Genomic DNA, 568 nt, shown 5'->3' on the forward strand with positions numbered 1-568 from the left:
GGGCGGGGTGGAGCGAGCGCGTCGGGGAGCGTGCCGGCGGGCCTCGTACGGGGCGTGGCGGGCTGGTGTTCGTCGCGCCGGGCCGTGCGGGCGGGCACGGTGGGACGTAGCGGCTACGGCTCCGGTACGGGGCCGGCCGTGCCGGGTGCTGACGGTGTCGGCTTCCGGACCTGCCGAGTTCTGACCGTGCCGGGTTGCGACTGTGCCGGGTTCCGGCGCGGGCGGACGCGAGGGGGCTCGCGAGCGGGTGTCCGTCCGCGCCGGGCTTGGGCCGCGTCGGGGGGCGCGGGGCGGTGTCGCGGGGTGCGCCGCGTGGGTGGGGCGGCGCATCCCGTCTCGGGTTACTTGACGCCGAAGCCGCCCGAGAAGGAGCCGGCGTTCCACATGGACGAGCCGATCTGGTGGTAGGCGTCGAAGAACGCCACCGAGCCGGAGGGGAGGTTCTTGGGCACCTTGGCGGTGAAGACGACCTTCGAGTGGCCCTTGGGCGTCGGACACTTGAAGCCGGTGCCGATGCCGATCTTCTCCGGGTCGGTGAAGAACACGCACTTCTTGTTGGGCTTGGCGG

General features: G+C 73.4%; 1 protein-coding gene. It reads right to left on the minus strand.

Annotation, left to right across the window (positions count from 1 at the left end; translation table 11 throughout):
- Window positions 1–341 precede the first annotated feature (341 nt).
- Window positions 342–568: hypothetical protein (locus KUM32_RS35800; RefSeq protein WP_217146088.1), on the minus strand; the 227-nt coding region annotated here is incomplete at its 5' end.

Source organism: Streptomyces sp. AC627_RSS907, from assembly GCF_019049165.1.